At 47.0% G+C, this 25,092-nt stretch carries 29 protein-coding genes; 11 read left to right on the top strand and 18 right to left on the bottom strand.

Annotated elements, in window-relative coordinates; translation table 11 throughout:
• Window positions 1-45: 45 nt before the first annotated feature.
• Window positions 46-957, bottom strand: coding sequence for a sialate O-acetylesterase (locus KO518_RS08210; RefSeq protein WP_216025330.1), 912 nt, complete (start codon window positions 955-957; stop codon window positions 46-48).
• A gap of 242 nt (window positions 958-1,199) precedes the next feature.
• On the opposite strand from KO518_RS08210, the gene KO518_RS08205 reads away from it, so the two are divergent.
• On the top strand, window positions 1,200-1,670 hold the full coding sequence (locus tag KO518_RS08205; RefSeq protein WP_216025329.1) for a c-type cytochrome: 471 nt from the start codon (window positions 1,200-1,202) through the stop codon (window positions 1,668-1,670).
• A gap of 200 nt (window positions 1,671-1,870) precedes the next feature.
• Here KO518_RS08205 and ndk read toward each other — a convergent pair whose 3' ends face one another.
• From ndk to trmJ, 11 genes are all read right to left on the bottom strand, one after another.
• Window positions 1,871-2,302 carry a nucleoside-diphosphate kinase gene (ndk, locus tag KO518_RS08200; protein WP_216025328.1) on the bottom strand — a complete coding sequence of 144 codons (432 nt, stop codon included), beginning with the start codon at window positions 2,300-2,302 and terminating at the stop codon, window positions 1,871-1,873.
• 147 nt (window positions 2,303-2,449) lie between these two features.
• A complete protein-coding gene (locus tag KO518_RS08195; RefSeq protein WP_216025493.1) occupies window positions 2,450-2,863 on the bottom strand; it encodes a SufE family protein in 414 nt (137 codons plus the stop codon).
• A 21-nt stretch (window positions 2,864-2,884) separates the two neighbouring features.
• The gene (gene sufT, locus KO518_RS08190; RefSeq protein WP_216025492.1) at window positions 2,885-3,418 is read right to left on the bottom strand and encodes a putative Fe-S cluster assembly protein SufT; all 534 of its coding nucleotides are present in this window, start codon (window positions 3,416-3,418) and stop codon (window positions 2,885-2,887) included.
• Window positions 3,419-3,430: 12 nt separating this feature from the next.
• The gene (locus KO518_RS08185) at window positions 3,431-3,787 is read right to left on the bottom strand and encodes an iron-sulfur cluster assembly accessory protein (RefSeq protein ID WP_216025327.1); all 357 of its coding nucleotides are present in this window, start codon (window positions 3,785-3,787) and stop codon (window positions 3,431-3,433) included.
• A 13-nt stretch (window positions 3,788-3,800) separates the two neighbouring features.
• A complete protein-coding gene (locus KO518_RS08180) occupies window positions 3,801-5,018 on the bottom strand; it encodes an aminotransferase class V-fold PLP-dependent enzyme (RefSeq protein ID WP_216025326.1) in 1,218 nt (405 codons plus the stop codon).
• Window positions 5,015-6,274 carry a SufD family Fe-S cluster assembly protein gene (locus KO518_RS08175; RefSeq protein WP_216025325.1) on the bottom strand — a complete coding sequence of 420 codons (1,260 nt, stop codon included), beginning with the start codon at window positions 6,272-6,274 and terminating at the stop codon, window positions 5,015-5,017. The genes KO518_RS08180 and KO518_RS08175 overlap by 4 nt, the downstream gene beginning before the upstream one ends.
• Window positions 6,271-7,032 carry a Fe-S cluster assembly ATPase SufC gene (gene sufC / locus KO518_RS08170; protein WP_216025324.1) on the bottom strand — a complete coding sequence of 254 codons (762 nt, stop codon included), beginning with the start codon at window positions 7,030-7,032 and terminating at the stop codon, window positions 6,271-6,273. The genes KO518_RS08175 and sufC overlap by 4 nt, the downstream gene beginning before the upstream one ends.
• Before the next feature lie 3 nt (window positions 7,033-7,035).
• On the bottom strand, window positions 7,036-8,472 hold the full coding sequence (gene sufB / locus KO518_RS08165; protein WP_216025323.1) for a Fe-S cluster assembly protein SufB: 1,437 nt from the start codon (window positions 8,470-8,472) through the stop codon (window positions 7,036-7,038).
• A 281-nt stretch (window positions 8,473-8,753) separates the two neighbouring features.
• On the bottom strand, window positions 8,754-9,920 hold the full coding sequence (locus KO518_RS08160) for an IscS subfamily cysteine desulfurase (RefSeq protein WP_216025322.1): 1,167 nt from the start codon (window positions 9,918-9,920) through the stop codon (window positions 8,754-8,756).
• Window positions 9,917-10,405 carry a Fe-S cluster assembly transcriptional regulator IscR gene (gene iscR / locus KO518_RS08155; protein WP_216025321.1) on the bottom strand — a complete coding sequence of 163 codons (489 nt, stop codon included), beginning with the start codon at window positions 10,403-10,405 and terminating at the stop codon, window positions 9,917-9,919. The genes KO518_RS08160 and iscR overlap by 4 nt, the downstream gene beginning before the upstream one ends.
• A 213-nt stretch (window positions 10,406-10,618) precedes the next feature.
• Window positions 10,619-11,338: a tRNA (cytosine(32)/uridine(32)-2'-O)-methyltransferase TrmJ gene (trmJ, locus tag KO518_RS08150; RefSeq protein ID WP_216025320.1), complete on the bottom strand. Its 720-nt coding sequence runs from the start codon at window positions 11,336-11,338 to the stop codon at window positions 10,619-10,621.
• Between the two features lie 199 nt (window positions 11,339-11,537).
• Here trmJ and suhB point away from each other — a divergent pair, with 199 nt between their 5' ends.
• Complete coding sequence (suhB, locus tag KO518_RS08145) at window positions 11,538-12,314, top strand: inositol-1-monophosphatase (RefSeq protein WP_216025319.1); 777 nt, start codon at window positions 11,538-11,540, stop codon at window positions 12,312-12,314.
• A gap of 62 nt (window positions 12,315-12,376) precedes the next feature.
• Here suhB and secF read toward each other — a convergent pair whose 3' ends face one another.
• The 6 genes from secF to KO518_RS08115 form a co-directional block, all read right to left on the bottom strand.
• Window positions 12,377-13,318 (bottom strand): protein translocase subunit SecF, encoded by a 942-nt coding sequence (gene secF / locus KO518_RS08140; RefSeq protein WP_216025318.1) that lies wholly within the window; start codon window positions 13,316-13,318, stop codon window positions 12,377-12,379.
• Between the two features lie 12 nt (window positions 13,319-13,330).
• Entirely contained in the window at window positions 13,331-15,175 is a 1,845-nt protein-coding gene (secD, locus tag KO518_RS08135) for a protein translocase subunit SecD (protein ID WP_216025317.1), read from the bottom strand.
• A gap of 54 nt (window positions 15,176-15,229) precedes the next feature.
• Window positions 15,230-15,565: a preprotein translocase subunit YajC gene (gene yajC / locus KO518_RS08130; protein WP_216025316.1), complete on the bottom strand. Its 336-nt coding sequence runs from the start codon at window positions 15,563-15,565 to the stop codon at window positions 15,230-15,232.
• A gap of 28 nt (window positions 15,566-15,593) precedes the next feature.
• On the bottom strand, window positions 15,594-16,706 hold the full coding sequence (tgt, locus tag KO518_RS08125) for a tRNA guanosine(34) transglycosylase Tgt (protein ID WP_216025315.1): 1,113 nt from the start codon (window positions 16,704-16,706) through the stop codon (window positions 15,594-15,596).
• A 132-nt stretch (window positions 16,707-16,838) separates the two neighbouring features.
• Entirely contained in the window at window positions 16,839-17,885 is a 1,047-nt protein-coding gene (gene queA / locus KO518_RS08120; protein ID WP_216025314.1) for a tRNA preQ1(34) S-adenosylmethionine ribosyltransferase-isomerase QueA, read from the bottom strand.
• A gap of 270 nt (window positions 17,886-18,155) precedes the next feature.
• Window positions 18,156-18,407: a DUF6471 domain-containing protein gene (locus KO518_RS08115; RefSeq protein ID WP_216025313.1), complete on the bottom strand. Its 252-nt coding sequence runs from the start codon at window positions 18,405-18,407 to the stop codon at window positions 18,156-18,158.
• Window positions 18,408-18,586: 179 nt separating this feature from the next.
• Here KO518_RS08115 and KO518_RS08110 point away from each other — a divergent pair, with 179 nt between their 5' ends.
• From KO518_RS08110 to KO518_RS08070, 9 genes are all read left to right on the top strand, one after another.
• Window positions 18,587-18,976: a YjfI family protein gene (locus KO518_RS08110; protein ID WP_216025312.1), complete on the top strand. Its 390-nt coding sequence runs from the start codon at window positions 18,587-18,589 to the stop codon at window positions 18,974-18,976.
• A gap of 17 nt (window positions 18,977-18,993) precedes the next feature.
• On the top strand, window positions 18,994-19,674 hold the full coding sequence (locus tag KO518_RS08105) for a PspA/IM30 family protein (protein WP_216025311.1): 681 nt from the start codon (window positions 18,994-18,996) through the stop codon (window positions 19,672-19,674).
• A gap of 94 nt (window positions 19,675-19,768) precedes the next feature.
• The gene (locus tag KO518_RS08100; protein WP_216025310.1) at window positions 19,769-20,821 is read left to right on the top strand and encodes a potassium channel family protein; all 1,053 of its coding nucleotides are present in this window, start codon (window positions 19,769-19,771) and stop codon (window positions 20,819-20,821) included.
• A 2-nt stretch (window positions 20,822-20,823) separates the two neighbouring features.
• On the top strand, window positions 20,824-21,471 hold the full coding sequence (locus KO518_RS08095; protein ID WP_216025309.1) for a YjfK family protein: 648 nt from the start codon (window positions 20,824-20,826) through the stop codon (window positions 21,469-21,471).
• Window positions 21,472-21,483: 12 nt separating this feature from the next.
• Window positions 21,484-21,900: a DUF350 domain-containing protein gene (locus KO518_RS08090; RefSeq protein WP_216025308.1), complete on the top strand. Its 417-nt coding sequence runs from the start codon at window positions 21,484-21,486 to the stop codon at window positions 21,898-21,900.
• 15 nt (window positions 21,901-21,915) lie between these two features.
• Window positions 21,916-22,527: a DUF1190 family protein gene (locus KO518_RS08085; RefSeq protein ID WP_216025307.1), complete on the top strand. Its 612-nt coding sequence runs from the start codon at window positions 21,916-21,918 to the stop codon at window positions 22,525-22,527.
• Between the two features lie 3 nt (window positions 22,528-22,530).
• Entirely contained in the window at window positions 22,531-23,694 is a 1,164-nt protein-coding gene (locus KO518_RS08080) for a glutathionylspermidine synthase family protein (protein ID WP_216025306.1), read from the top strand.
• A gap of 5 nt (window positions 23,695-23,699) precedes the next feature.
• Window positions 23,700-24,239, top strand: a complete 540-nt coding sequence (locus KO518_RS08075; RefSeq protein WP_216025491.1) for a rhomboid family intramembrane serine protease — start codon at window positions 23,700-23,702, stop codon at window positions 24,237-24,239.
• Between the two features lie 46 nt (window positions 24,240-24,285).
• Window positions 24,286-24,990: a VC0807 family protein gene (locus KO518_RS08070; RefSeq protein WP_216025305.1), complete on the top strand. Its 705-nt coding sequence runs from the start codon at window positions 24,286-24,288 to the stop codon at window positions 24,988-24,990.
• The last annotated feature ends 102 nt before the right edge of the window (window positions 24,991-25,092 follow it).

Below are 25,092 nucleotides of genomic sequence, written 5' to 3'. Positions count from 1 at the left end.
GTGCGCCAGTGATAATCGCCAGCGTGTTTCAAAAAAATAAACAACTCATTGATGAAAAACGGAGCCGCAGTTTTTCGCCAACTGATCAAAAGCATTGAAAAAATCATTTCCCATGCTAATAAACCCTTGACTGGTGTAGTGCCAGGGATCTGATGCAAGATACTTATAATTATTTGTATCGGTCATGTATGCAGCGCAAACATCGCGTTCTACAAAAAGTTGTTGGGCCAGGTGAACGCGACTAATAAACGGCATAATGTCTTCTTCCCCCAAACCGGAATCAGTTATTCTGCCAATCACAACAGGGATATCATCGGCCCGAAGTGCTGCCCTGAATAAGGCCATTAAGTTTGTCAAATTGTCGAGATAGGCATTAGCAGACTCTGGGCTAGTGTGGGCGTCGGCCTCCCCTTGCATCCAAATAATTCCGGCGGGGGTTAGCACATCTTCTTCGCCATCACCATCAACATCCCGCGCTGCAAAAGCATTCTTAATGGCCCGTAAAGCAAAATCATACTGATTCCTCCCTTCTCCCTCGTAAAAAGCTGGATGCCAGTTACTATAACCTGTATTTAGGGCTATGCCCGTTCCCCCTACCGCGTACTTGATAATGGCAATTTTTTTGTTTGGATAGGCACGGGTAATAGCATGAGAAAAGCTCAGTTCAGGACCAAATCTATCAGAAAGGATATTTTGTTTACCATCGTAGCTGAACCCAGCACCGTGGCCGGGTTGAACCTTCTCCCATATACCAATGCCAGCACCAGGCTGATTGTCGAATGCGCCATTGCCGTGAAATATCCAAACATTTTGTTGTTGGTTTAAGCCATCGGGAAGATCTCGGGTGTAACCGTAGCCGTCCATGTTTGATTGTCCGGCGAAAAAAAACGTTAAAAACTCTGCGGAATACGTGAGGGTGGAAAATACCGACAGCGCAATAGCTAATATCAATTTCATATTTAGAGCCTAAGTATTCAAAAAAATATAAACGTGAAAGTGCATATTCACTCGTAGTGGAAACCTAGGTTAATAGATATCAATAAATTTACACTATGAATACGATTTCATTAACATGCCAGTCATCTTTCCTTCCAGAGCTGTGAATCATTCCTTGCGCTAAATCAAAGCAGCAGGATGATACTAAGCCATACTGAAGATATGTATAAGGTAGCTAATGTCTGTTTAACGGAGTACAAAAGATGAAATTCACTTTAATTTTGCTAAGTACACTGCTGTTGGTCGCTTGCGAACAAGGTGCGCAATCTCCCCGGGGTTTTAGTTTGCCTGAGGGTGACATGGAAAACGGTAGGAAAGTGTTTGAAAAGTACCGTTGTCATGATTGCCACCGCATTGCCGGGCAAAGTGCAGAAGATGATACCAATTATATTCTTGCTAAACCCATTGTGCTGGGAGGAAGCGGTGTTCGCGTTAAAACTTACGGCGAATTAGTGACCAGCATCATAAACCCCTCACACAAGCTTACGCCCCGCCAGCCATTAAGCTTAACAAGTAAAGATGGCGAATCGTTGATGCGCATCGTCAACGACGAATTAACCGTAGCAGAATTGATCGATCTTGTGGCCTACCTGCAGCCCCTTTACAAGGTCGAGCCTTACAGAACCAGTGACTATAGACTTTACGAACTGCGTATCCCTGACAAAGCTAACTAATTGGCTCAAAACTGCGTGTTTTCGCACTGCTGTGTGCAGTGTTTTGTGAGTCAGTACTACAATGCTAGTCCGGTTTTTCATTCTTACCGTAAAGCCATTCTGCACACAAAAAAGTATAATAGTAGTGTCGGTAACCGATCATTAATCATCAGGCATAAAAAAAGAGAGCCTACGCTCTCTTTTTTCTACGCAGACACAAATTATCGCGTGCGCGGACAAATTTCTTCGTCAGAGAAGAAGTATGCAATTTCTCGGGCTGCCGATTCCGGAGCATCAGAACCGTGAACCGCATTTTCATCAATAGATTCAGCATAATCAGAACGCAGCGTACCTGCAGCTGCATCTGCTGGATTAGTTGCACCCATGATTTCGCGGTTTTTTACTACGGCATTTTCGCCTTCGAGAACCTGAACCATTACAGGACCAGAAGTCATGAAGTCTACCAAGGCACCAAAGAACGGACGCGCTTTGTGTTCAGCGTAGAAACCTTCAGCTTGTTCTTTGCTCATATGCACCATTTTAGACGCAACAATACGCAAACCTGCAGTTTCAAAACGGTTGTAAATTGCACCGATGACGTTTTTAGCAACTGCATCAGGCTTGATTATAGAAAATGTACGCTCGAGAGCCATTCTTCTGTCTCCAATAAATCATTAAAATTTTGGCCGCGAATTATAGGCAATTCCACCGCACTTGACCAGAGATAATCACGTTTCAATATCCGCGCATCATGAGTTGCATCATATCAGCGGCTTGATGAATCTTGAATGACAACATTATTAATTAATGGATTGTTTTGCCAGCGCTTTGATTTTCGAGACAATTGCGCGTAAACCATTTCCTCTGGTGGGTGAAATGTGACGCTCTAAATCGAGCTCAGCAAAGTACCAGTCAATATCGAAATCAAGAATTTGCCGAGGTGTTTTATTATTAAAGGCCGCCATTACCAAGGCAAGTAGCCCCTGAACGATTACTGCATCACTGTCGACATCAAACTTTACCAAACCATTTTCAATACGTGAGTCGAGCCACACACTGCTCTGACAACCTTTGACAAGTTTGTCGGGTGTTTTGGCTTCGTCGCTTAATCCCGGGATGGATTTTCCCAAATCAATGATATATTGATAACGTTGTTCCCAATCATCAAAAAATGCCAAGTCATCGATGATTTCCTGACTGTCAGGCAATGTCATTGTCATGCTTACAACCTATTATTAAAAAAATAAACCCGCTTCCAGCTGGGCTTCTTCACTCATCATGTCTCGTGACCACGGCGGATCGAAAACCAAATCTACCTTAACTGTTTTTACGTGAGGTACCATACCAATGCGATACTCAACATCGCCAACCAGTACAGGGCCCATACCGCATCCGGGAGCCGTCAAAGTCATTTCCACTGCCACTTGTTTACTGTCCTGATCGACGTTAACTTTGTAAATCAGCCCCAAAGATACCAAATTTATGGGGATTTCAGGATCATAGATGGTTTCCAGTGCATCCCATACCTGTTTTTCATTTATCAGACCGTCGTCACTGGCAGGAAAATCCAGCACCATTGCCTTTCTCCCAATGGCATCGGCGTCAGTACCATCAATGCGATACATATTTCCCCGCCAGGTAATGGTGTAGTTGCCTCCCAACTCCTGGGTAATGCTGACGAATTCGCCACCGGGTATCGTGGTTATCTGGCCTGCGGGAACGAGCCGTGCTTTACAGTCACGCTCGGTGACTACCATTTTCTGTGCTATTGCCAAAACGTATTAACCGATATTAAAACTTTCGCCGCAGCCACATTCGTCCACGACATTAGGATTGTTGTATTTAATTACACCATTGATTCCTTCGCGCACATAATCAATTTCGGTGTTTCTCACAAACTGTACTGCCTCTTTTGCCACAGCCACGGTTAGCGTATCGCTGGCCTTAACCAGCTCATCATCGGGCAATGGGGCGTCAGCCAGATCAAGAACATACGCATAGCCAGTGCAGCCACTGACTTTGGTAGACAAGCGAATGACACTTCCGGGTTTGCCACTGATTTTTTTCTCAAAATGCGCCACTGCGCTGTCAGTCAACGACACCACAGTTTGAGACGGAACAAAGGTTTCTACAGACATTATTGCCTCCAGCTTAAGCTAGCATCATTTGCGCCTTGCGAAGTGCATCAAACAAGATATCCACTTCCTCAAGGGTATTGTACAAAGAAAAGGACGCACGAGCGGTGCCCGGTATGCCGAGCTTCTTCATTAGCGGTTGGGCACAATTGTCGCCAGTGCGAATTGCCACACCCTGGCGATCGAGAATAAAGCCCACATCGGCAGGATGCGCGTGACCAAGCATGAAACTCATCACACCCACTTTATCAGTTGCCGTACCTATAATGCGCATATCGGATAAGGACTCCGCGTGTTCGTGTGCCCGCGCCAGTAAGCGCTTTTCGTGAGCCTGAACGGCGTCTAAATCCAATGCAGAAAACCAATTCACTGCTGCGCCTAAACCAATCACCCCAGCAATGTTTGGCGTCCCGGCTTCCAGTCTGTTTGGCAGGCTCCCCCATGTGGCATCCTGGTAGGTGACGTCGGCAATCATTTCACCGCCGGTCAACCAGACAGGCCAGGTTTCCAACACATCCGCTCTGCCCCACAATACACCTGTTCCAGTAGGGCCGAACAATTTGTGACCAGAGAATGCATAGAAGTCACAGCCAATATCCTGCACATCCACACCACCATGAGCAATACCTTGCGCGCCGTCAACTGATACCCATGCACCCACCGCTTTAGCTCTGGCCGTCATAACTTTAACCGGGTTTACCGTTCCCAACGCGTTAGACACATGGGGAAAGGCTACCAGTTTTGTTTTCTCGTTAAGTAAACCACAGTAAGCGTCTAAATCTAATTCGCCGCGGTTATTGATGGGGGCAACGCACAAGGTCGCGCCTGAAACCTTACAAGCCTGCTGCCAGGTAACCAGATTTGCGTGATGCTCCATTTCGGTAACCACCACTTCATCGCCGGCCTTTAACTGTTGAGCCAGACCTTTGGCAACCAGATTGATAGCTTCTGTGGTACCCGCTGTCCAAATGACTTCTTCGCGCCGGTTGGCGTTGATAAATGTGGCAACATCATTCCTCGCATTTTCATACAATCGTGTAGCCTCATCCGACAAGGCGTGAGCGCCGCGATGGACATTGGCGTTGGTGGTTGTATAAAAAGACATTATCGCATCAAGCACTGCCTGTGGTTTCTGGGTTGTTGCCGCGTTATCAAGATAAACCAATGGTTTGCCATCGAGTTTTCTCTGCAGTATTGGAAACTGCGCCCGAATTGCCTTAACGTCGAGGCTCATTTTACCTCCATCTCGGCAAAACGCTTACTCAGTTTTGGCAACAGCCAATCGGCAATCGCGGTCTTGGGAATTTGTGCCACCAGTTCTTGTACAAAACCAAAATTCAACATAACTAAGGCTCTGCTTCGTGATATGCCACGAGTAAGTAAATAGTACAATGCTGTATCATCAATTTCTGCAACCGTAGCACCGTGCGCGCATTTGACGTCATCGGCATAAATCTCGAGTTCAGGCTTGGTATTTATGATGCCACGGCGAGACAACAACAAGTTGCGGTTGTTTAGTTCTGCCAGTGTTTTCTGCGCATCGCGATGAATGTGGATCCGACCATTGAATACCGCCTTTGCACCATCACCAATAATGCCGCGGGCATTTTCCTCGGTGGTGCCATTAGGCACTGCGTGCTCGATACACGAATGGAGATCAAATAACTCATTCTCAGCCAACAGGTAAATGGCGTTCATTTTCGCATTGGCAAACTCGCCAGCATGCCAGATATCCACATCCAAACGCGACAATTCACTGCCATACCCCACAAGAGTACTGTTTAAGCTAGCCAGTTCGCTCAGTTTGAAGTGACTGCCACCGACTTGCTTCGCCTTACCGGTAAACATAGCAAAACGGTAATGCTCAAGATGGGCTTTATAACCAATACTGTACTCTGCAAATGCCGTGGTCAGACTTTCGCAACTACCTTCACCGAATTCCATAACCGTTGCTCGCGCGCCGTCACCCAGACGAACAATGAGGCGTGTATGGGCATCGCATGGCTGACTGGAGAGATTGGAGATGCGCATGACAGGTTCAATGCTTGCGCCGGCAGCAACATCAATGAAAACGCCGTTTTCAGCCAATGCATCGTTAACCAGGCCGAAGGTGTGTTTCTGCGGTTTAACTTTCCCGTATAAAGAAGATATAGCAGCCTGTTGATCAGCATCGGCATCTTTAAACTGGCAAATCGATACGCCTTTGGGTAAAGCCAAAGATGCTGTATCGGTAATTAACTGCCCGTTAGAAAAAACAATGTCAATGACCTCGAGGTTTTCGATAACAGGTGCACTGGCGGTAGTGACGTCTTTGTTTTCCACTACGACGCGCTTTTCGACACTGCTCAATGGCGTAAAGCGCCAGCTTTCGGTGCGACGGCCAGGCCAGCCCTGCAATTTTAACTCGCTCAGAGCCGCGTCGCGAGCCGGAGACAAAAAGTCAGAAACATTCTGAGCGTTGTCAATGACTTGTTCTAGCCATTGGCTCATGCTTCTGCCTCCTCATATTGTTTACCCAAAAAAGCGTAGCCGCTTTTCTCTACTTCAAGGGCTAATGAAGCATCGCCACTTTTGACGATTTTACCATCTGCCAGAATGTGAACGAAATCAGGTTTGATGTAGTCAAGTAGTCGCTGGTAGTGCGTCACTACAATAAAACTGCGTTTACCGTCGCGCTGGCTGTTAACGCCATCGGCAACCACTTGAAGAGCATCGACATCGAGGCCAGAGTCAGATTCATCAAGGATGCAAAGCGACGGCTCAAGTAAAATCATCTGCATAATTTCGTTTCGCTTTTTCTCGCCACCGGAGAAGCCTTCGTTGACACCACGCTTTAAAAAATCCAACGGCAATTGTACCTGTTTACAGGCTTCTTTCGCTTTTTTCAGAAATTCGGCCGCCGTTAATGGGGATTCTCCCCGTTCTTCGCGAATAGCATTCACCGACTCTTTCATAAATTCCATGTTGCTGACACCAGGAATTTCAACCGGATACTGAAACGCCAGAAACAGCCCTTCCCGAGCGCGCACTTCCACATCCATATCAAGCAAATCTTTGCCGTTCATGGTCACCTCACCGCCCGATACCTCATAGCCATCGCGACCAGACAACACATAGCCCAATGTGGATTTACCCGCACCGTTAGGGCCCATAATGGCGTGAACTTCACCTGGATTAACTGCCAAATTAAGACCTTTAATAATGGCCTTATCTTCTACGTTGGCGTGCAAATTAGAAATTTTAAGCATGGCTTACCCCACTGAACCTTCGAGACTGATTTCGAGCAACTTGCCAGCTTCCACAGCGAATTCCATGGGCAGCTCTTTAAAAACTTCTTTACAGAAACCGTTGACGATCATAGAGACGGCTTTTTCCGTGTCCAGACCGCGTTGCTGGCATAAAAATAACTGCTCATCACTGACTTTTGACGTCGTCGCTTCGTGTTCAACAATGGCGGTTGGGTTTCTGCTTTCGATATACGGAAATGTATGTGCCCCACACTGATCGCCGATCAGCAGGGAATCACATTCAGTAAAATTACGAGCACCATCGGCACGGGGGCCCATCTGGACCAGACCGCGATAGGCATTGTTGCTTTTGCCCGCGGAAATCCCCTTTGAAATAATGGTAGAACGGGTGTTTTTACCCAAATGGATCATCTTTGTACCGGTGTCGGCCTGTTGACGACCGCGGGTGAGCGCGACAGAATAAAATTCACCAACGCTGTTGTCGCCTTTCAACACACACGACGGATATTTCCAAGTAACGGCAGACCCCGTTTCTACCTGCGTCCACGAAATTTTTGCATTAGTGTGACAAATGCCGCGTTTAGTAACGAAGTTATAAATACCGCCTTTGCCTTCTTCGTCACCTGGATACCAGTTTTGCACCGTCGAGTATTTAATTTGCGCATCGTCCAGGGCCACAAGTTCTACCACAGCAGCGTGCAGCTGATTTTCATCGCGCTGAGGTGCAGTACAACCTTCCAGATAACTCACATAGCTTCCCTCTTCAGCTACGATTAAGGTTCTTTCGAACTGTCCCGTATTCTGTTCGTTAATTCTGAAGTAAGTTGACAATTCCATAGGACATCGCACACCTTTAGGAATATATACGAATGACCCATCGGTAAACACTGCGCTGTTTAGCGCCGCATAAAAATTGTCCGTTCTTGGTACCACAGAACCAATGTACTTTTTCACCAGTTCAGGATGCTTGTGCACCGCTTCGGAAATGGGGCAAAAAATAACACCGGCTTCTTCGAGTTTCTCTCTGTAGGTTGTTACTACAGAAACCGAATCGAATACCGCGTCCACCGCTACCCCTGCGAGCATTTCCTGTTCGTGCAAAGGGATACCCAGCTTTTCATAGGTGCGCAGAAGTTCAGGGTCAACCTCATCGAGAGACTTTGGCTTATCCTGCATACTTTTCGGTGCAGAGTAGTAAGAAATAGCCTGGAAGTCGACTTTGGGATACGTCACGTGAGCCCACTCCGGCTCTTCCATTTTAAGCCAAGCATGATAGGCTTTTAAGCGCCATTCCAACATCCATTCCGGCTCGCCTTTCATTTCTGAAATGCGACGTATGACGGATTCGTCCAGCCCACTTTCGAATGTTTCTGATTCGATTTCAGAGTAGAAACCAGCATCGTACTTACGCGCCAGTGCCTGATCGATCTGTTCACTCATTATTGGATCTCACCTGTTTTGCCTGAAAAAGCGGGGTCTGTTATTACCTGGCCATGTCGGTCTTGCCTGATGTTACTTCACGTCTTCAACGCGCAGTCGACCCATCGCTATATCTGAAAATTATATAATACCCGAGTGTTTCACTCAAGTATTGCACCCACCTCGCAGCGGACATATTCCACAACCGCCTGCTGACAGCGGTTGCCAAAGGCGGGCGAATCATGCACTAAAGCCTTGTCATGTGCAATCTTTGCCAGCCGTACCACTAAAATCCGGTGGTTTTACCTGGTCTGCCTTAAACGGGTGACTACCTGATTTAGTTTTTCCACCACATATTCAATGTCGTTTTGTGTGGTAAAGCGGCCAATTGAGAACCTGATTCCGGCGTGAGCCATCTCTGCATCCAGACCCAGCGCAGCCAATACATATGAAGGCTCCAGACTGGCAGAAGTACACGCCGAACCCGATGATACCGCAATGTCATTGAGTGCCATCATTAAGCTTTCGCCATCTATTCCACCAAAACTCACATTCAAATTACCGGGTAGCCTCAGTTCGGCGTGGCCGTTGAGCCTAACATCACCCAAGGGTTTAATTCCGGCCCATAACGCATCACGCAAGGTCAGTATTCTCTGAGTCTCGTCTGCCATACTCTTGGTTGCCAAATAGATAGCTTCGCCCATACCCACAATTTGATGAGTTGGCAAAGTGCCCGAACGCAACCCCCGCTCGTGCCCACCGCCGTGAATTTGTGCCGCAATATGAACCTTAGGCCGGCGTCTTACATACAACGCGCCAACCCCTTTAGGGCCATAAAATTTGTGTGCTGACATGGACAACAAATCGATATCCAGGCACGCTAAATCTATGGGTAGTTTACCTGCGGTCTGAGCCGCATCGACGTGAAACAAAACTCCCTTCTGACGACATAGCTCTCCAATGCCCACAATATTCTGAAGCACACCTATCTCGTTATTCCCGTGCATCACACTAACTAATATCGTGTCATCTCTCAGGGCTTCAGCCACTTGTTGCACGGAAATCAATCCTTCGCTATCTACGGGTAATACGGTTACGTCTGCTCCTTGCGAAGCTAACGCTGCACAGGTATCCAATACCGCTTTGTGCTCGGTATTGACGGTTATAATGTGTTTACCGCGTTGTGCATTGGCCTCCACGGCTCCTTTGATGGCAAGGTTGTTCGATTCCGTTGCTCCAGAGGTGAACACCACTTCGCGCGGGTCGCAATTTAATGCTTCTGCAATCTGATTTCGCGCAACATCCACCGCCTCTTCGGCCATCCAACCCTGCCTGTAGGTTCTTGATGCGGGATTGCCAAAATTGCCATCCATGGTGAGGCAAGCCATCATTTTCTCCGCGACCCTTGGATCTACAGGTGTAGTCGCTGCATAGTCGAGATAGACTGATTTTGCATTCAATTTGGTCATGAAATCTGTACACTCACCTCAATGTCTTCAACGGCCTTCTTCAGTGAAACCTGTTTGTCTTGTCGCTTAGCAACGTCTTTCACATCGCGTTTTGACATCAGTTCACCCAAAGTGATGGAGTCGAGAAACACGCTGATGCGGTCACTTAAATCCTGCCACAGGTTATGAGTCAGACATTTTTCTCCCCCCTGACAATCGGCTTGCCCCTGGCACCGCGTTGCATCAACCGATTCATCCACCGCCCTGATAACGTCGCCCACTGCAATAGTGAGAGCACTTCTGCCTAGTAAATAGCCGCCACCAGGGCCACGCACACTGCTAACCAACTTTTCCTTTCTCAAGCGGGAGAAAAGTTGTTCGAGATATGACAGTGATATTTCCTGTCGCTCGGAGATGTCGGCTAGTGGCACAGGTCCTTTTGTAGAATGGAGGGCCACATCAAGCATGGCTGTCACTGCATAGCGACCTTTGGACGTAAGTTTCATTTTTTATCTCCCAACTCTAAGGTAGCGAATTTTCCCATTCCCTACTAAATTGGTCAAGTATTTAACCTTGTATTCTGCTCAAGTATTATCAATCGGTCATATCGTTTTTTTTGTTCGATTGATGAGCGGTATGCCGCATTCACACATTGACGTTCAGGGTTGCTTTAGTATGCCCACTGATTTCGGGACTAACGCTCAAACAAACCGTTTTTATTAGTCCTTTTTCACCGCTTTATCGATAGAAGAAAGCATCCCCCGGAGTATATTCAACTCTTGGGACTCCGGGCGTGCGCGATTGAACAACCGCCGCAATTTGGTCATTACCATTCCGGGATGATTCTTTACTATAAATTGTGTACTTGTCAGAGTGCGGGCTAAGTGGGTGTAAAACCTTTCTAAATCTTCGTTAAGAGGGTAGGCCTGTTCAATCGATTCACGGGCGTCCCGTTCCAGCCAGGCCATTCTTACTTCGTAGCAAAGGGTTTGTACCGCGGCGGCGAGGTTTAGTGAACTGTACTCTGGGTTTGCAGGAATACACACGTGAAAGTGACATTGTTGCAACTCTTCATTCGTCAACCCGTTGTTCTCCCGTCCGAATACCAGAGCTACAGGATAATTGGGTACTTCGGCAATGAGCTTTCTGCCACATGTTCGCGGTTCAAGCATTGGCCAGGAGTGTGTTCTGGAACGGGCCGAGGTACCAACTACTAACCCACAATCAGAGACCGCATCTTGCAGTGTTGCTACCGTTTTAGCATTGCCTAATACATCGCCAGCCCCCGCCGCCAATGCACTTGCATGCCCATCTGGCGCTTTGACTGGGTCGACCAGATACAAATTGCTTAACCCCATCGTTTTCATGGCCCTGGCAGTAGAACCAATGTTGCCGGTATGAGACGTATTGACCAAGACGATTCTGATATTTTCTAACATGACGCGTGTTACCTGTTTTACGGGTGGCGGATAATAGCACAACAGCGCTTTGGAAGGCTATTTGTCGCCACACGGGGTTGAATTTAGAATTGTCGTTGCATATTTTTATTGCTCTGTTAAACTTCGCGCGCTTTAGACGTTCGTGGACAATATTTGCACAACGTTTTATTTTTGATCTTTTACAATTGGTGGTTTATCTATGCATCCTATGCTGAATATTGCGGTGCGCGCTGCGCGTGTTGCCGGACAAATTATTGTGCGCGGTTTTGAAAATCGAGCAGACCTGACAAAAGAAATAAAAGGTGCCAATGATTATGTCACTCAGATAGACAAAGAAGCTGAGCAGGCGATTATTAACAAAATTCAGCAGTCTTTCCCCGAGCACAGTTTTTTAGGCGAAGAAAGCGGTGAAACCCATGGTACGAATACGGAGTTTCAGTGGATTATTGACCCATTAGATGGCACCACCAATTTTGTAAAAGGCATACCTCATTTCGCCGTTTCTATTGCTTTGTTACACAAAGGCCGTCTTGACCAGGCAGTTATCTTTGATCCTATTCGCAGTGAGATTTTCACTGCCAGCCGCGGTCAGGGTGCGCAATTGAATGGTTACCGCATCCGCACAACTAAGCCTCGAGATCTCACCGAAACGGTATTGGCCACGGCGTTGCCTTTTAAAGACAAAGGTCAGTTCGGTGAATACGCACTTAGCCTGAACAAGATTTTTCACGAATGTGGTGACATCCGTCGCGGTGGCAGTGCCGCATTAGACTTAGCCTATGTGGCCGCCGGCAGAATGGACGGTTACTGGGAGCGTGGTATTAAAGCATGGGATATCGCCGCAGGTGAGCTAATGGTAAGAGAAGCTGGTGGCCTGGTTACAGATTTTAAAGGCAACAACGACCCACTTTACAAAGGCGAAATTGTCGCAGGCAGCCCGAAAGTTGTTCAGGGTTTGGTTAAACACCTGAAATAGCCGTAACTTCAGAATAAAAAAACCGCTCACATGAGCGGTTTTTTTGTGCCTTAACAGGCCATTTAAGGCAATGGATCCATATCTGCGCCTTCCTTTTCCACTTGAGGAGGCATGAGATCTTCTTTACTTATGCCCAACGCCAATGCAACGGAGCTTGCAATGTAGATGGAAGAATAAGTACCGACGATAACACCGAACAACAATGCTGTAGCAAAGCCGTGAATAAGTGCCCCTCCCTTATAGAAAAGTGCCACCAACACCAAAATAGTGGTCAGTGAAGTAATGATGGTTCTGTTCAAGGTTTGCGACAAGGAAATATTAACAATTTCTGTCGGCTCGCCTTTGCGTATTTTACGGAAGTTCTCACGTATGCGATCGCACACAACAATGGTGTCATTCAGTGAATAACCAATGACCGCTAACACCGCTGCCAGTACAGTCAAATCAAACTCAATCTGCAGTAGTGAAAACAATCCCAACGTTAGGATCACATCGTGTACCAGAGCCGACACCGACCCCAGAGCAAAGCGCCATTCAAATCGCATAGCAACGTATACAAGAATACAGATAAGTGCTACCAGCATGGCTAAACCACCCTGTTCAGTGAGCTCATCACCCACCTGAGGGCCAACAAATTCAATGCGGCGCATGGTAACCGTTTCACCGTCAGCCCTGAGTGCACTCAAGACTTGATCGCCAATGGCGGCGGCTTTAACGCCCTCTCGCGGAGAAATGCGAATCAACACATCCTGACTACTGCCAAAATTCTGCACCACAGCATCCGGAAAATCAGCGCCAGCGAGTTCATCACGAATCCGCGCTAAGTCGGCAGAGTCTTCGTAACCTACTTCAATCAGGGTTCCTCCCGTAAAATCGAGCCCCCAATTTAAACTGTTAGTCGCCAAGGAAACAACAGAACCTATAATGAGCAGGGTCGACAAAAATATAGTCGCGACCCGCAGACGCATAAAGTTAACCGTGTGGTTCAAAGAAAGTAATTGCATAACAACGGTTCCTTATATGGGAAGCGAATCAACACGGCGCCCACCCCAAATGGCATTGGCGATAACCCGTGTGACCAGAATGGCAGTAAACATTGACGTGGCGATACCGATCATCAATGTTATCGAGAAGCCTTTAATTGGCCCTGTTCCCACTGCAAACAGGATCATACCCGCGATAAATGTCGTCACGTTTGCATCGAGGATAGTAGAGAACGCGCTGTCGTAGCCTTGGTGTATTGCCTGTTGAGGGCTGCGGCCGTCGCGTATTTCCTCCCGGATCCGCTCGAATATCAAAACATTAGCATCTACCGCCATACCGACAGTAAGTACAATACCAGCCATGCCGGGCAAGGTAAGGGTTGCCCCTGGAATCATCGACATAACGCCAACGATAATCACAAGGTTACTGAGCAATGCCACATTGGCAATCAATCCAAATGCCTTGTAATAAATAATCATGAAGATAAGCACCGCGGCCAAACCAAATACGATGGCCTGCATACCCATTTCGATATTTTCTGCCCCAAGACTTGGCCCCACTGTGCGCTCCTCAACAATTTGAATAGGAGCAATAAGGGCGCCTGCGCGCAGGAGCAATGCCAGATCACGGGCTTCTTTGGGAGAATCAAGGCCCGTAATCCTAAAACTGCTACCCAACTGCGCACGAATGGTCGCAATGCTGATCACTTCTTCGTGTTTTTCAAATACCAGTTTTCCGGCGTCGTTGCGCTCTCCGGTAGACTTGTATTCAATGAATACCGTTGCCATGGGCTTGCCTATAGCGCTGCGAGTAGCGCGGGACATCTTACTGCCGCCTTCGGAATCCAATGAAATATTAACCTGCGGAATACCATATTCGTCCACGCCACTGTTAGCGTCAGTAATATGGTTACCGGTCAGCATAATGCGCTTCTCCAGTAACTGCGGTCTGCCTGACTGGTCATTAATAAGCTGAGACCCAGCTGGAACACGACCGTTAATGGCATCGGCAACATCGTGGTCAAGATCGACCATTCTGAATTCCAAGGTAGCTGTCGCATTCAATATTTCCTTGGCGCGAGCTGTATCCTGAATACCGGGCAATTGAACCACGATTCGGTCTGCCCCCTGCTTTTGCACCAATGGCTCAGCAACTCCCAGTTGATTTACCCGGTTGCGAATGATAGTGATGTTTTGCTTTACCGCGTTGTCACGGATTTCCGCGAGCTTAGCTTCAGAGAATGAAGCCCGAAGAGTGAGTTCACCCGCGTCTTTGTAACTCAAATCGCGATTTTGATTGCGCAGGAAAAATTCAGCTTTATCCAGAGTATCCTGATCCCGGAACTGAATATCGAGATAGTCGCCCCGTTGGTTGACCGTTCGGTAGCGAAGGCCTTCTTCTCGTAATGATGTCCTAAAGGTGCTTTCAGCGTCTTCCAGCGACTTTTTAATTGCTTCGCTCATATCCACTTCCATAAGAAAGTGCACGCCGCCACGTAAATCCAAGCCAAGTTTCATCGGCGTACCACCGAGATCTTCAAGCCACTCAGGGGTATCAGGAGCTAGGTTCATCGCTACGTAGTAGTCCGTGCCCAACTCCCGTTCGAGCAATTCACGGGCTCGCAACTGACCATCACTGGAAGTTAACCTGATGAGGATTTGTTCGTTTTCGAACTCAATTTTTTTAACGTCAATATTATTCGCTTTAAGGGCGTTTTCTACGCGACCAACCATTTGCTCAGTCACTTTTGCATCGCGCCCGGCAGAAATCTGTACAGCGTTGTCTTCACCGTAAATGTTCGGAAGCGCATACAGCGCGCAAAGCCCGATGATGGCAATGACTAGCAGCACTTTCCAGATAGAATTTTTATTTAACACAGGAAATTCCTTTTACCAAAGAACCGGGCTGAAGCCCGGCTCCGGCAGAATAACTTAGATGGATTTCATCGTACCCTTCGGCAATACCGCAGAAACAGATGTTTTTTGAATAACAATATGGGTATCGTCATTTAAAGCAATTTCGATAAAATCTTTTTCTTCAGACACCTTAGTAATGCGACCAACCAAACCGCCTTGTGTCAAAATCTCATCGCCCTTACTAAGGGAAGATACCAGATTTTTGTGTTCCTTTACCCGTTTAGCCTGAGGGCGATATAGTAAGAAATAGAAAATCAGACCAAATACACCCAACATAATGAGCATTTCGAAACCGCCGCCCGCTGGTTGCCCTTCGGTTTGCGCGTATGCGCTGGAAATAAACAAGCTCATAAATACCTCTTATTTTAACGTGTTGTAGTTATAGTGCCGGCACCGGCATGTCTTTTTGTGCGTAGAACTCAGCAACGAACTCATCTAGCTTATTGGCTGCGATAGCGTCTCGTAACCCCTGCATAACGCGCTGATAGTAACGAAGGTTGTGAATAGTGTTCAACCTCGCGCCTAATATTTCATTGCACTTATCCAGATGATGGAGATATGACCGAGAATAGTTTTCACAAGTGTAGCAGTCGCAGTTTTCATCTAATGGGGATGTGTCATTGCGATGCTTGGCATTGCGGATCTTCACAACACCTTCAGTGACAAAAAGATGTCCATTGCGTGCATTCCGCGTTGGCATAACGCAGTCAAACATGTCAATGCCACGACGCACCGCCTCTACGATATCCTCCGGCTTGCCAACTCCCATGAGGTATCTGGGCTTGCTTTCTGGAATTTTCGGGGCCGTGTGGTCAATGATGCGAATCATGTCTTCTTTGGGTTCACCAACAGATAACCCCCCAATGGCATAACCGTCAAAACCAATATCCTCAAGACCTGCCAGAGAGATATCCCGCAGCCTCTCATACATGCCACCTTGAATAATACCAAACAACGCAGATGGATTGCCCTCATGGGCAGCTTTACTCCGTTTTGCCCAGCGCAGCGAAAGTTCCATAGAAACTCGCGCTTCCTGCTCTGTAGCGGGGAACGGGGTGCATTCATCGAAGATCATTACGATATCAGACCCGAGATCACGTTGGACATCCATTGATTTTTCAGGGGTAAGCAGGATCTTTTCGCCATTGATGGGAGAACGGAAAGTCACACCTTCTTCTGTAATTTTACGTAAATCACCTAAACTAAATACCTGAAACCCACCAGAATCAGTGAGAATTGGCTTGTCCCAATGCATAAAATCATGCAGATCACCGTGTTGCTTAATTATGCCGGTTCCAGGACGCAGCATTAAGTGGAAGGTATTGCCCAAGCAAATATGGGCGCCGCTGTCCTCCAGCTCTTCCGGTGTCATGCCCTTAACCGTGCCATACGTACCCACGGGCATAAAAGCGGGCGTTTCCACAACACCCCTGTCAAAAACCAGACGTCCGCGTCGGGCTTTTCCGTCAGTGTTAAGTAGTTCAAATTGCATTAAAAAGTTGTCCTCAACGCGCCAGCTCGCTAAAACAGCAGCCGGTAAGGATTAAAATTGGCGGCGATTATAACAGTTTCAGTACTCAGATCATGCACCGCATCGCAGGATATTTTAAATTCAGCACTTTGCCTATGCGCCTTCACCAGCCCGCGTAATAAACATACTGTCTCCGTAGCTAAAAAATCGGTACTGATTTTCGATGGCTTGCTGATAGGCTGCCATAACGTTTTCGCGCCCGGCGAAGGCACTAATAAGCATCATTAAGGTAGACTCGGGTAAGTGAAAATTGGTAAACATGGCATCAACCACACTGAATGTAAAACCGGGGTAAATAAAAATATCAGTGTCGTCGAAAAAAGGGGCAATGATACCGTCGTCTGCCGCCTTTGCCGCAGATTCAAGTGAGCGTACCGACGTAGTTCCCACCGCGATAACGCGCTTGCCTGCCCGTTTTGTGGCAAGTACAGCGTCAACAACCTCCTGAGGCACTTCTGCATATTCAGAATGCATCACGTGGTCAGTAATATTATCTACGCGCACAGGTTGAAATGTTCCGGCACCAACATGCAGGGTAACGAACGCAAGGTTTACCCCTTTGTTGCGCAGTGCAGTTAGAATATCATCGTCGAAATGAAGACCCGCAGTGGGCGCTGCCACAGCACCTGGTTTTTGATTATACACCGTCTGATAGCGCTCTTTATCGCTGTTTTCGTCAGCCCGGTCAATATAAGGCGGCAACGGCATATGACCGTATTGTTCCAGTTGAGAAAGCACGCTTTCTCGATTCTCAAACCTAATGAGAAACAACGCCCCTTCTCTGCCTGTCACTGTAACAGGAACCGCCTCTTCAAGTAGTAATTGCGTTCCTGGTTTTGGCGACTTGCTCGCGCGGATATGAGCTAGCACCTCATTGTCATCGCGTATTCTCTCTACCAGTACTTCAACCTGCCCCCCGGACGCTTTTCTGCCTTTCAGACGTGCGGGAATAACTCGGGTGTTATTGAACACCAACAAGTCGCCGGCCTCGACCAAAGACAACATGTCACCAAATTGCATGTGGTTAACCTTTCCAGTGGGGCCATCCAGGCATAGTAGCCGACTGGCAGTTCGCTTTTCCACCGGGTACTTGGCAATTAGATGTTCGGGTAATTCAAAAGTAAAATCAGATAGCTTCATGTCAATAAAATCGATGTTTTAAGAAATCTCACCATAGGGGGTATTAATTTGTATACCTATATATATTTCACAATACGCACAACTATTATACAGGAATAACTTAATCGGTTAAGATTTAACCCAGATAGTGATGATGTTCTCCCAAACAGCTCCTATTCTATTCCCGGCGATGTCGCCGGGTTTTTTTTGCCTGCGATAGTAAATTGCACGGGATTCTAACAAATTCCGCTTAGAAGGTGTGGAGAAATGCAGTACATCTTAAGCCATATGCTATAACTCACCCAGAATGTCCTGGACATCCGTCATCAATACAGGTCTGGCGTTCAACACGTGCATGATTTGCAAAAACAGGTCTGCCCCCATAATTCCCTTGTTTACTTTATTGCGCAGGTTGTCAGCACTCTGCTTTACACCAATCTCGGCCAAACGCTCGCTGAGTCCTTGGTATTTTACACCGCGCATAGACATTTCAGATTTCACCAGTCTTGCCACCACTTCCCGCCATTGATTCTTGCCCGTCAAAATGCCACCTTTGTGAGTTATAATTTACAAAAATATAATTTTTTACACATTAAAACACTTGAATTATTGATTGGCAAACCCATCTTGTCTAAACTGAATTTCGTGAATAGTGTCCTGCACTAAAAATTCGTTTACAGTGTAGCTGACATTTTCGCTTCAAATTGAAAAGGAGAAATATTATGACGTGGGATCTGGAAAAGCTTGAGTCCCTTCTGCAAGAACACGACGACGTTGTCATTACGCGGGAAGAGGACTGTTTGCTGATAGCCAACCAGGACGGCATTGACGCATGGCTGGCAATCAGCGGCGAGCAAATACTGGTGGAGAGTTTGTTGTTTCCCGCTTCACAGGTCAAAGATAAAGCCGCGCTGGACCACGAGATTTTATCCACCCATATGGTGTTTCCATTAACCACCGTAGGGATCTCTACTATTGGTGGTGACGAATACTACACGGCTTTTGGTGCGCTTAGTGCACAATCGAAAGCAGAAAGCATCGTGATAGAAGTCGAAACGTTGTTTCAAAACGTGGCTTCCTTTCTCGATGCATACGAAACACATTTGAAATAAATAGGTAGGAGAAGCGAATGTCTGTTTGGAAAAAACTTATTACTGCAGTAAAAGGCGGTGCTACAGAAGCAGCTCAGGCAGTTGCTGATAGTCAGGCTATCAGAATTCTTGAGCAGGAAATTCGGGAAGCGAAAGAAGAGCTGAGAAAATCTGATCACGCCAGAACGCAAATCCTCGCGAAGTGCAAATTATCTCAGCAAAAAGTCGACAGCTTTAGTGCATCTATAGCGGAGTATGAAAATCACGCCCGCAAGGCCGTTGATACAGATCGTCAGCTCGCCCTCGATTGCGCACAAAAGGTCGCCGATTTAAAAGCCGAACAAGCGCAGGAACAACAGTACCTGGATCAATTTAAGCAGTCAGAAAAGCAACTGGCACACAATATTCAGCAAGCCAAGGCCAATTTGCGTCGTCTTGAACAACAAGTTGATATGGTTAAGGCTACGGAAAGTGTGCAAAAGGCTCAGGTAGCCGTATCTTCGCGACACATGGGTGCAAACAGCAAGATGAAAACAGCCACGGAGTCGCTATCGCGCATTCAGGATAAACAGAAACTGCGCAATGCCGAACTGCAAGCTGCCGAAGAGTTGGCCTCTGAGGAATCCACAAGCGATCTGGAAAAGCGCTTATCAGAAGCGGGAATCAAAGGTGGCACGTCCTCTGCGGATGACGAACTAAGTCGCATCCTCGGCAAGTAATGACAAAGGGGCGAGTCGCCCCTTTTCGTTGCCTTCACAACAGTAAAATTGTTATAAACACTTGGATAAACATTACAGGATGTGAACACCGGCCATGTCACCATGGATACGCATAAGAAAAATCATGTTGCGTTACTTTTCTGAGTCACGCTGGTACACCATTGCCTCAATTTCAGTAATTTATGCCATTATCGCGTGGATGTTACTCTATCTTGCCGGTGAAGATACACTCATCAGCGGTGCGGATTTTTTCTACTGGCTGGCGGTTACAGCGTCAACTGTGGGCTATGGTGATCTGTCCCCGACTACGCCCGCCGGCAAAATCATTGTTGCCTTGTATGTCATTCCCGTAGGTTTGAGCATTTTTGCCATGGTAGTGGGACGCATAGCCGCCTGGGTAAGTTATCACTGGAAAAGAGGATTATTAGGAATGAAGCCGATTCATGTAGATCAGCATATTTTGGTGATAGGCTGGAACGAGCACAAGACCATGTTATTACTGGATTTGTTGCTCAAAGAGCGTGAAGCACTTAGCGAAAAACCCGACATTGTACTGTGTGTTAAGGCTGATATTCAAAACCCTATGCCTGATAAAATCGAATTTATTCGGGTTGACTCGTTTAATCGCGACGAAGATATGGACAAAGCCTGGGTAGCGTCAGCAAAGACAATTCTTATCGACAATCCGCAAGACGACGTAACCTTGACCACGGCATTGTACTGTACGAAGCGCAATCCCGACGCGCACAAGGTGGCCTATTTTACCGACGACACCCTGGTCCCTTTACTCCAGCAACACTGTCCCAAAGTAGAATGCACCCCTTCTGTGGCCGTTGAAATGCTCGCAAAGGCCGCTTTTGATCCGGGTTCCAGTGTTCTTCACCACGATTTGATCAGTGTTGATGCCGGCCAAGCACAATTTTCCGTCGATGTACCGGCTAACGAAAAATCCTTACCAGTCGCCAATGTCTTTATCAACCTAAAAAAGCACTACGATGCCATTTTTATAGGTTTTGCTCCCAAGGGCATTTACCAAAATTTGATCCTCAACCCGTCATCAAATACTGAAATCGCGCCAGGAGACAAAGTATTTTACATCGCCGACAGACGCCTCAACAGCATCGACTGGCGTATGTTAGGAGAGTAGTTATGTTCACAAAGTGGTTCGGAAAAAAAACAAAACCGGAGCAACCCAAAGCACCAGAAATCATGGGACTCTATTTGGGAGGCTCATTTGAACTGGACGACTTGAAACTCCGTCTGCTTGAACCCAGTTTGGTCATTGAAGGAGCGGCTCGCTCGCAATTGATACAGGCAGTAGGTGAAGCTCCTCTGGACTCAGGAGGCACACTGCTGCGATATTACACCGACGACGATGGTTTTCTCCAGGTAGTCACCGATGGAGGTCTGACAGAAAACCACGTTACAGATGTCAAACTCTGGTATTTTTATGAAACTAAAACCATAGGCACTGACCAACAGTGGCAAGATGCACTGTCATCTGTCATCTCACAGCCTGCTTACACCCTTAACGGTTGCACTTATCAGCGGGTTTGGGATGCAGTGGGTGAAGAGTCTCCCCCTGTTGCAGTAACCGAAAAAACTTATGAAGAAGATGGTGACGTTAGCACTACTGATCAGTTTATGATGTTGTACGAACGCCCCATTGAAGGCGGGCGCACTGAGTCTCTGCTTGTGGTTGGCGAAGAGAAAATCGTCGGCAACAATGCTGATCGCTGTCTGGTGTTAAGTACCGGCTTTGATATCGAACCATCAGATATAACCATTAACGGCTAAAGAGGAACTGCCATGGATATCGTACTTCAATCAATTTCAGGATTAGATAATTTCGCGCTCTATTTCGGCATTTCTGTTCTGTTCTTGTTTGTGTTTAAAATTGTCTACGCATTTGTCACGCCACACGACGAATGGAAACTGGTAAAAGAAGAAAAAAATGTCGCAGCTGCCGTTGGATTTGGTGGCGCCTTGATAGGCTTTGCCATAGCCTTATCCGGCGCAGCGTCAAACGCCGTTTCCATTATCGACTTTGCCATATGGGGCGTAGTTGCCATTCTCGCTCAATCGGTAGCGTTTGCACTACTTCGTTTTACCTTTATGCCTAAAATTGCAGAGCGCATCAACAACAATGAAGTATCCGCTGGTGTTATGCTGGCTGCAATGTCTGTCTCGGTAGGCCTGCTGAATGCAGCCTGCATGACATACTGATTTAAGGGGCAAATTATGACCCAGAAACGTAGTCATTACATTGATTTAAAAAAAATGCGCAAGGCGTTTTCACTTAAACCTATCGCGGTCGGTGTTGCAGGCATAATGGCCAGTGGCTGTGCCGATGACCGCCAGGAAGCGCAAATTTATACGTCCGTACAAGATTGTAAAAATGACATGCCCGAAGCGGTCGCACAATGCGAAGCCGCTTATCAAAAAGCCGTGGATGAAGCTGCGCGCACCAGTCCGCGCTTTAATTCAGAATACGACTGCGAGTATGAATTTGGCCCAAACCAATGCAGACAAGTACAAAGCAGTAGTGGCAGCTTCTTTATGCCTTTCATGGCAGGCTTTATGGTCAGTCAATTGTTGTCACCGGGCTCATTTTACTCACAACCTATTTATACGTCTTATTCCCGCCACTCGCCCTTCCGTTCACGTTGGATTACCGCTGATGGTTATGTTTTCGACGGCGATATTCGCAAGCGGAACTACCGGGTAAAACCCACTGTTTACAAGCCAAAACCAACAGTAACCCGTACGGTTAGTCGTGGCGGATTTGGCAGTTCAGTAAGGGCTAAGTCAAGCTGGGGAAGCAGTTCGCGTTCGGGGAGCTGGGGTGGCTGATCTGTGCTAAGAATACCAATAGCGCCGCGGTCAAACTGGAAGCAACAGGCCGCTGAGTATGGTTTTCACTTCCATACCATGTATGGTGAGCCTTACTGGGATGAAAGTGCCTACTATCAGTTTTCTCTATCGCAAATAGAAAATCACATTGAAGACCCCACCACAGAACTGCACCAAATGTGTTTGGATGTAGTGGATAGGGTTATTAAAAGCGAAGCTCTTCTGCAGCAGTTTTGTATTCCCGAGTCTCAATGGGATTTAGTGCGCCAATCATGGGACGATAGCGCACCGAGCCTTTATTCCCGTTTAGATTTGGTATACGACGGCAAAGGGCCAGCGAAGTTGTTGGAAAATAACGCCGACACACCTACCTCGCTCTACGAATCAGGCTTCTGGCAATGGTTATGGCTGGAGCAACTTGTTGACAGTGGTAAATTACCTCGGCAAGCCGACCAGTTTAACTCGCTACAGGAGAAGCTGGTCCATCGATTTGCAGAAATTGGCCGTCACTATCAACTCCATCAGATGCACTTTAGTTGTTGTCAGGATACGATAGAGGACAGGGGTACGGTTCAGTACTTACAGGATTGCGCGGCTGCCGCAGGCCTAAAAACAGACTTTGTGTTCATTGAAGACATCGGCGTTAGCGACACCGGTTTGTTCACTGATCTCGATGACAATCCCATCACAGATTGTTTTAAACTCTACCCGTGGGAATTCATGTTTCGCGATGGCTACAGTTCAATGCTGTATGAGGCCGGAACCAACTGGATAGAACCGGCGTGGAAAGCCATTTTGTCAAACAAGGCATTGCTTGCTTTACTCTGGCAGTTATTTCCTAATCATCCGAATTTATTACCGGCATACTTTTGTGATAAGACAACCTCACTCGACAGCGGAAAATGGATTAAAAAACCCATTTTCTCCCGCGAAGGCGCGAACATTTCACTGCTTGAAAACGGCAATGAAACCAAATTGTCTTCCGGTCCGTATGGAGAGGAAGGGTTTGTGATACAAGCCTATGCTGAGTTACCCCAGTTTGCGTCCAACTATACCCTCATAGGAAGTTGGTTGGTAGACGACATGGCCGCAGGCATTTCAGTGCGGGAAGACACTTCTCCGGTGACGCAGGATTTATCCCGCTACGTTCCACACATAATACTTTGAATATGATGCCTCTATTAAAAAAGCAAATTCGCTTCCTCGTTGCTCTCGCAGCAGTACTAATCGTCACTGAGGCCATTAACGTTTTTACCGGTAATGGATTGAATCAGTTTGGTTTGATTCCTCGCGAACTACCCAGCCTGCCTTTCATTTTCACTGCACCTTTTCTACACGGTTCACCAACCCACCTGATGACAAATCTGCTGCCATTGATGTTGTTTATCTGGTTGAGTATGCAGTGGGGGAACCGAACTTTCTGGCTCACAACCCTTACGATTTTTTTGATGGGCGGACTTGGCGTGTGGTTGTTTGGTCGCCATGCAGTACATATCGGCGCCAGCGGTATGGTCTACGGCTATTTTGGTTTCCTCTTATTGGCCGGATTTCGAAGCAAACGCGTTCCTTATCTAATCATTTCGGTGCTAGTCGCACTGTTATACGGTGGCATGCTATTTGGTATACTCCCGACTAAAGCATTTGTCAGTTTTGAGTACCACTTGTTCGGATTTATTGGTGGAGTCATCGCAGCTTGGGCTTGGGTGAAATAACACCATACCGTATACTGGCAACACAAACCGTTATTCAAAAGCTATTATGCCAACCAACACTGAAACAAAAAAACAGCAAAACCAGGGGTTCTTCGGCAACCTCGCATTTAATATTGTTATACCTGTGCTCATCATGTCATATGGCAGTGGCGAGGAGTATCTCGGCCCCGCCTGGAGCATTGTGGTTGCGCTCGCTTTTCCCATTGTATATGGCCTGTGGGATCTCAAACAGTCAGGTAAAGTAAACGGCTTTTCAATACTGGGTATTGTCAGTGTCATACTCACCGGCGGCATCAGCTTATTAAAACTTCCCGCCGAGTATATCGCGATTAAAGAAGCAGCGATTCCCGCACTTATCGGCATTGCGGTCCTCGTAACACAATTTAGCAAAAAACCCTTAGTCAAAATGCTCATCCTGAACGACCAGATCATCAATTGGGAGACGTTAAATAAATCACTGGACGAAAAGGGAAAACAACAAGAATTCAAAAAAAAGGTGGCGAATAGTTCATATATCGTCGCCAGCTCGTTTTTTCTCTCTTCTGCGCTAAATTATATCCTCGCCAAAATGATTCTGGTTAGCGAACCAGGTACTACAGCTTATACAGAAGAACTGGGCAAAATGACCATGTTGAGTTACCCGGTTATTGTGATTCCGAGTATGATTTTACTGGTCACGGCACTGTGGTACCTATTTTCACAAATTGGAAAGATTACGGGCGAAGAACTGGACACGTTTCTCAACCAGTAATTGCTATCGCCTTATTCTGGTAGCACAACGAATGTATCCGATGGCTACCGGCTCACCTTATCCTTTATCAAGAGCTAAAAAAGCCGCTTACAGCGGCTTTTC

It is taken from the genome of Aestuariibacter sp. A3R04, from assembly GCF_018860805.1.
GTDB lineage: Bacteria > Pseudomonadota > Gammaproteobacteria > Enterobacterales > Alteromonadaceae > Alteromonas.
This window is presented reverse-complemented; position numbering and strand designations above follow the sequence as displayed.

Coding starts and splice junctions, on each gene's coding strand:
- KO518_RS08210 (WP_216025330.1), bottom strand. CDS start 957: ATGAAATTGATATTAGCTATTGCGCTGTCGGTATTTTCCACCCTCACG.
- KO518_RS08205 (WP_216025329.1), top strand. CDS start 1,200: ATGAAATTCACTTTAATTTTGCTAAGTACACTGCTGTTGGTCGCTTGC.
- ndk (WP_216025328.1), bottom strand. CDS start 2,302: ATGGCTCTCGAGCGTACATTTTCTATAATCAAGCCTGATGCAGTTGCT.
- KO518_RS08195 (WP_216025493.1), bottom strand. CDS start 2,863: ATGACATTGCCTGACAGTCAGGAAATCATCGATGACTTGGCATTTTTT.
- KO518_RS08185 (WP_216025327.1), bottom strand. CDS start 3,787: ATGTCTGTAGAAACCTTTGTTCCGTCTCAAACTGTGGTGTCGTTGACT.
- KO518_RS08180 (WP_216025326.1), bottom strand. CDS start 5,018: ATGAGCCTCGACGTTAAGGCAATTCGGGCGCAGTTTCCAATACTGCAG.
- KO518_RS08175 (WP_216025325.1), bottom strand. CDS start 6,274: ATGAGCCAATGGCTAGAACAAGTCATTGACAACGCTCAGAATGTTTCT.
- sufC (WP_216025324.1), bottom strand. CDS start 7,032: ATGCTTAAAATTTCTAATTTGCACGCCAACGTAGAAGATAAGGCCATT.
- sufB (WP_216025323.1), bottom strand. CDS start 8,472: ATGAGTGAACAGATCGATCAGGCACTGGCGCGTAAGTACGATGCTGGT.
- KO518_RS08160 (WP_216025322.1), bottom strand. CDS start 9,920: ATGACCAAATTGAATGCAAAATCAGTCTATCTCGACTATGCAGCGACT.
- iscR (WP_216025321.1), bottom strand. CDS start 10,405: ATGAAACTTACGTCCAAAGGTCGCTATGCAGTGACAGCCATGCTTGAT.
- trmJ (WP_216025320.1), bottom strand. CDS start 11,338: ATGTTAGAAAATATCAGAATCGTCTTGGTCAATACGTCTCATACCGGC.
- suhB (WP_216025319.1), top strand. CDS start 11,538: ATGCATCCTATGCTGAATATTGCGGTGCGCGCTGCGCGTGTTGCCGGA.
- secF (WP_216025318.1), bottom strand. CDS start 13,318: ATGCAATTACTTTCTTTGAACCACACGGTTAACTTTATGCGTCTGCGG.
- yajC (WP_216025316.1), bottom strand. CDS start 15,565: ATGAGCTTGTTTATTTCCAGCGCATACGCGCAAACCGAAGGGCAACCA.
- tgt (WP_216025315.1), bottom strand. CDS start 16,706: ATGCAATTTGAACTACTTAACACTGACGGAAAAGCCCGACGCGGACGT.
- queA (WP_216025314.1), bottom strand. CDS start 17,885: ATGAAGCTATCTGATTTTACTTTTGAATTACCCGAACATCTAATTGCC.
- KO518_RS08110 (WP_216025312.1), top strand. CDS start 18,587: ATGACGTGGGATCTGGAAAAGCTTGAGTCCCTTCTGCAAGAACACGAC.
- KO518_RS08105 (WP_216025311.1), top strand. CDS start 18,994: ATGTCTGTTTGGAAAAAACTTATTACTGCAGTAAAAGGCGGTGCTACA.
- KO518_RS08100 (WP_216025310.1), top strand. CDS start 19,769: ATGTCACCATGGATACGCATAAGAAAAATCATGTTGCGTTACTTTTCT.
- KO518_RS08095 (WP_216025309.1), top strand. CDS start 20,824: ATGTTCACAAAGTGGTTCGGAAAAAAAACAAAACCGGAGCAACCCAAA.
- KO518_RS08090 (WP_216025308.1), top strand. CDS start 21,484: ATGGATATCGTACTTCAATCAATTTCAGGATTAGATAATTTCGCGCTC.
- KO518_RS08085 (WP_216025307.1), top strand. CDS start 21,916: ATGACCCAGAAACGTAGTCATTACATTGATTTAAAAAAAATGCGCAAG.
- KO518_RS08075 (WP_216025491.1), top strand. CDS start 23,700: ATGCCTCTATTAAAAAAGCAAATTCGCTTCCTCGTTGCTCTCGCAGCA.
- KO518_RS08070 (WP_216025305.1), top strand. CDS start 24,286: ATGCCAACCAACACTGAAACAAAAAAACAGCAAAACCAGGGGTTCTTC.